Raw genomic sequence first — 4,433 nt, forward strand, 5'->3', positions numbered from 1 at the left:
CACGCAAACGCCGTCTTCCTGAGGTTGCGCCCGACCTGCTGCGACAGGTCAGCGGGATAGGCAATAACCTCAACCAGATCGCTCGCCGACTGAATCAGTCCGATTCCCTCACACCTTCTGAGCGTGTTTCACTGCTCTCTATCCTGAACAGCTTCGACCGTCAGCTGAGTGAACTCCTGGAGCAGCACCGTGATCGTTAAAATTCATTCCCGTGGAGCAGGTTCTGGCAGTGGCCCGGTTGATTACCTGCTGGGGAAAGACCGCCAGCGAGAGCAGGCCAGCGTATTACGGGGTGATCCTGAACGGGTATGCGAGCTGATAGACAGCTGCGACTTTGCCCGCACCTATACCTCCGGTGTGCTGTCCTTTCAGGAACCTGATATTGCCGACACTGAGAAATCCCGCCTGATGGACGAGTTTGAACAAACCCTCATGACCGGATTAGACCGTGACCAGTACAACTGTCTCTGGGTAGAACATCGCGACAAGGGACGGCTTGAGCTGAACTTTGTTATCCCGAACATCGAATTACAAAGCGGCAAACGCCTGCAACCCTACTTTGACCGCGCCGACCGCCCACGCGTTAATGCCTGGCAGACCCTGACCAATGACCGCCTGGGACTGCGCGACCCGAACGACCCGACCTACCGCCGCCCGTTAACCCAGGCCAGCGACTTACCCCGCGATAAACAACAGGCCGCTGAGAAAATTACCGCAGGCCTGATGACCCTGATGCAGCAGGGCGAGATCCGCACCCGACAGGACGTTGTCACCCAACTGGAACACTACGGCCTGACCGTGGCACGAGAAACGAAAAGCAGCATCAGCATTGCCGATCCGGACGGCGGCAGAAACATCCGACTGAAAGGAATGATTTATGAGCGAGATTTTAAATTTGGCGAAGGGCTTCGAGGAGAAATCGAAGCAGCAGGCGCAGGATACCGAGCAGAGCGTGAAGCGCGAGTTCGCGAGGCTGGAAACCTCTATCAGCGAGGACTTGAAATCAAGCTCGCAGAGCATCAGCAACGCTATCCGCGAACAGAACGACCAACTGACGGGCATAGTCAGATACTCCCTCCTGAGCGCCCTGGGCTGGATATTCCTGTTCGCCGCGCTGCTGATAGTGATACTGGGCGGGATAATCTGGTACCAGGGAACGGTCATCACCTCACGCCTGAACGAAATGGACAGCTACAGCCAGCAACTGGAGAGCCTGAAAGCCCAGAGCGGCGCAGGCGTGACGATTTACAAGGACGACAAGCAGAAGAACACCTATCTGGTGGTACTGCCGAAGAAAGCCCATGGCACCGAAACCTACACATCGACAGCCGGAAACACCGTGATGAAGTACACCGCGAAATAACCCCGTCAGAACCCACAGAAACGCCACAGCGCGTTTTTATCACAGAGGACAGGCAAAACCATGACCGAAATGGAAAGGCAGCTTCTGAGCGCCTTAGAAAGCTTACAGACAAGCTACGAACAACAGCAACAGGCGTGGCAGGACAGTTACAGCAACTTGCAACGCATGTTCGAGACTACCTCACAGTCGCAGGCGCGCAGCGACCAGGCCTGTCAGCACTTGAGCAGGCAAGTCGAGAGCTTGCACGCTCAAGTGACGAGCTTAAACGAAGCCGTCAACCGCTTGACGCGCAAATCATAAAACGGGACAGGGAGCTTGCCCAGAACCGGCAGATCACACGTTCAGCCTCTTCCGGGAATGGGATGGAAAGGTAACATCAGAACCCATCCAGCAGAAAATCCAGAGCGTTCTTGATGGCCTCGCGGTGTTCCCGAACGCTCACCACCTTATCCCCCAGTTGTGACAGCCTCACGCTTGCCATTTCATGAGTCATGACCAGGTAATCCTCCCCCTCCACATTCAGCACAGGATTAAGACGCCTGGCAGGTCGTCCACTGAACTCATTCAGAGAATACAGGGGGATCACCAGTCGCGTTTTGAGTTCGCCGATAATATCGCTCTGCACATCCAGCAGGTAAGGATAAGCCCGACTATTGCCGTTATTGCGGTAAACAGTGAACTGCATAATCAGAACGTCCTGTAATCGTCAGAGAGTAATCCATGCTCGTCCGTAATACGGTTGAGCTCCTGAAGTGCCTTACGATTAGCACGTTTCCAGCGCTCAGATTCAGACTCACGTATCTCGTGTCTCAGGGCGGTGGCTAGCGTAGCAGACAGATTTATCCCCGCTTCGCGTGCCTGACGCAAAAGTGCTGGCTCGAGTGTCACACTGACGGTTTTTTTATGGCGAATGACGGATGCTGTCATGATGTACTCCTGTCTTTTACACGTGTATATTGCACGTGCATTCAGTGTACGCGATTCTCACCAGAAAGGTAATGGCCTCTTGCTTCGGACAATAACTGACAGTGGCAGGTGACAAAGTTCGGTGGGGTGTGTAACTTTAAGCAGCAGAAAAAACAAAGCCCCGGAAATCATGCTCAATCTTGGCGGATGCACATGATAACCAGGGCCAGGTACGAAACCTAAGAAGGATATTAGCACATGAACCGTGCCAAACAACAGCCCGCCATAAGCGCAGGGCACATTGCGTAACGAAGCACTCGAACTTTTCAACGACCGCTTGCCACACAAGCCGTACTTCTCGGATGATTTACACTTTGGTGTCCGCATCGCAGGGAAAGAACGTGCCATCCTGGCGAAATACATCCAGTTCAATCAGCCACACGCCATGTTCTGGCTGGGATTTGACGTTGATCGTGTCGGTGCCGCCATTGACTGGAGCGACCGTAATGCTCCCGCGCCGACACTGACCATCACCAATCCAGAAAACGGACACGCGCACCTGCTTTACGCGCTGGAAACCTCGATACGTACCGCACCAGACGGAAAAATAAAGCCGCTGAAATATGCCGCCGCCGTGGAGAATGCGCTACGTAAAAAATTGGGCGCTGACGTGGGGTATTCGGGGCTAATTTGCAAGAATCCGAACCACAGCCATTGGAAAATTGCCGTTTGGCAGCCTGAACTCTACACACTGGACTGGTTAGCTGACTCACTCGACTTGAATGCCGCGAACGACAAAGAAATTGTCGCTGATTATGGTTTAGGCCGTAACTGCACTCTATTCGACAAAACCCGCAAGTGGGCTTACCGTGCTATTCGTCAGGGCTGGCCTGAGTATGAGCAGTGGCTGCAAGCCTGTTACGAACGAGCCAGTGCTTACAACCTACAGTTTTCTATGCCATTGGATGAAAATGAATTAAATGGTATAGCGAGAAGTATTGCGAAATGGACGCATGTGAATTTTAGTCAATCTTCCTTTGAACTCTATATCACGAATACTCACACTTCTGAGATTCAAGCAATAAGAGGCAGTAAAAGTAAAGGTGGTGGTAGGCCATCCCTCGGTAACCCTTGGATATCACAAGGAATCAGTCGAGCTACTTTCTTTAGGAAAAAGAAGTAGCCCGTAAATATTTTATAGCATCAGTACTCGAGCTGAGGCGTTTCCAGAGTAAATATGATTTCTGCTGGCGTCGTTTTTATACCATCCAACCCAGCCTTCGACTTTGCCTTTACTATGCTCTCATCCCCTCCAAGCAAAGGCATTCCTTCATACCAAGTAAACCTAATAACACCCACCGTAGACGACTTTGTAGCAGCGGAAACTGAATAGCCACTAGTAGAATCTTGAGGTAAAAGCTTTATTCTCCATGTCATCCCATCCTCAGAGAAAGCAACGTCAACCCTATCGCCTTTATTCATCCTTGCTTGGCTTAAAATACCATCTGCAACTCTTATTGTCATGATTCTAGAAGGTTTTTCTCTATCTTTATAGTAGACCTGAGAGACGGTTATACCTTGAACTGATGGAGCCCTGCCAGATTTAGATGATCTTTTTCTTGCGATTTCGCTAATTGACGTGAATTTCATTTTTTTACCAGGTATTGAGAGGATGATGGATTGCATAATGATTAATATTAAACAATACCTCAACTTCTTTTTCCCAACGCGTGAGACTAAACAACCTATATCAGATAACAGCCTCTTTTAGCAGGTAGACACCATTCCCCATACGATTATTATCTTCCATACTTAATACATCTCTTTAGCCAGTACACACGGAGTCCCCTCTAACGAGGTACCACCGTGACTGGTTCAGGGGGCTCGCCGCCCCCCGAAACCCCCGGCATCCACTGCGAAAAATTCTCACAGTGGTGCGAATTTTTTCTCAGCGGAGCCTATGGAAAAGCGAACCAAGGAAATCAAAATCCGTCTCACCGAGACCGAGCATCAGCGCCTTCTCGATCGCTGCGACCGGACACACCTTGCAGAATGGTTACGTCAGCTTGGACTGGGTGAACACACCTCACGCAAACGCCGTCTTCCTGAGGTTGCGCCCGACCTGCTGCGACAGGTCAGCGGGATAGGCAATAACCTCAACCAG

The 4,433-nt window shown here is 51.2% G+C and carries 7 protein-coding genes and 2 pseudogenes; 6 read left to right on the forward strand and 3 right to left on the reverse strand.

All coding sequences use genetic code 11. The features are described from left to right. From JK154_RS17410 to JK154_RS17420, 4 genes and pseudogenes are all read left to right on the forward strand, one after another. Positions 1-200: MobC family plasmid mobilization relaxosome protein (locus tag JK154_RS17410; RefSeq protein WP_211993990.1), on the forward strand; the 200-nt coding region annotated here is incomplete at its 5' end. A gap of 208 nt (positions 201-408) precedes the next feature. Then, positions 409-831 (forward strand): annotated as a pseudogene (locus tag JK154_RS17770) (relaxase/mobilization nuclease domain-containing protein); the annotation flags it as partial. 46 nt (positions 832-877) lie between these two features. Then, positions 878-1,363 (forward strand): MbeB family mobilization protein, encoded by a 486-nt coding sequence (locus JK154_RS17775; RefSeq protein WP_249215990.1) that lies wholly within the window; start codon positions 878-880, stop codon positions 1,361-1,363. A 69-nt stretch (positions 1,364-1,432) separates the two neighbouring features. After that, a complete protein-coding gene (locus JK154_RS17420; RefSeq protein WP_249215991.1) occupies positions 1,433-1,663 on the forward strand; it encodes an MbeD family mobilization/exclusion protein in 231 nt (76 codons plus the stop codon). Between the two features lie 76 nt (positions 1,664-1,739). Here the strand turns inward: JK154_RS17420 and JK154_RS17425 are convergent, their stop codons facing one another. Then, complete coding sequence (locus JK154_RS17425) at positions 1,740-2,048, reverse strand: CcdB family protein (protein ID WP_211993992.1); 309 nt, start codon at positions 2,046-2,048, stop codon at positions 1,740-1,742. A gap of 2 nt (positions 2,049-2,050) precedes the next feature. After that, positions 2,051-2,290 carry a type II toxin-antitoxin system CcdA family antitoxin gene (locus tag JK154_RS17430; RefSeq protein WP_211993994.1) on the reverse strand — a complete coding sequence of 80 codons (240 nt, stop codon included), beginning with the start codon at positions 2,288-2,290 and terminating at the stop codon, positions 2,051-2,053. Between the two features lie 280 nt (positions 2,291-2,570). Between JK154_RS17430 and JK154_RS17435 the strand changes: the two genes are divergently transcribed. After that, the gene (locus JK154_RS17435) at positions 2,571-3,452 is read left to right on the forward strand and encodes a replication initiation protein (protein ID WP_211993998.1); all 882 of its coding nucleotides are present in this window, start codon (positions 2,571-2,573) and stop codon (positions 3,450-3,452) included. Positions 3,453-3,472: 20 nt separating this feature from the next. Here JK154_RS17435 and JK154_RS17440 read toward each other — a convergent pair whose 3' ends face one another. Further along, positions 3,473-3,919 (reverse strand): hypothetical protein, encoded by a 447-nt coding sequence (locus JK154_RS17440; RefSeq protein ID WP_211993999.1) that lies wholly within the window; start codon positions 3,917-3,919, stop codon positions 3,473-3,475. Between the two features lie 310 nt (positions 3,920-4,229). On the opposite strand from JK154_RS17440, the pseudogene JK154_RS17445 reads away from it, so the two are divergent. Continuing rightward, positions 4,230-4,433, forward strand: a pseudogene (locus tag JK154_RS17445) (plasmid mobilization relaxosome protein MobC); the annotation flags it as partial.

The organism is Citrobacter sp. JGM124 (genome assembly GCF_018257795.1).
GTDB lineage: Bacteria > Pseudomonadota > Gammaproteobacteria > Enterobacterales > Enterobacteriaceae > JGM124.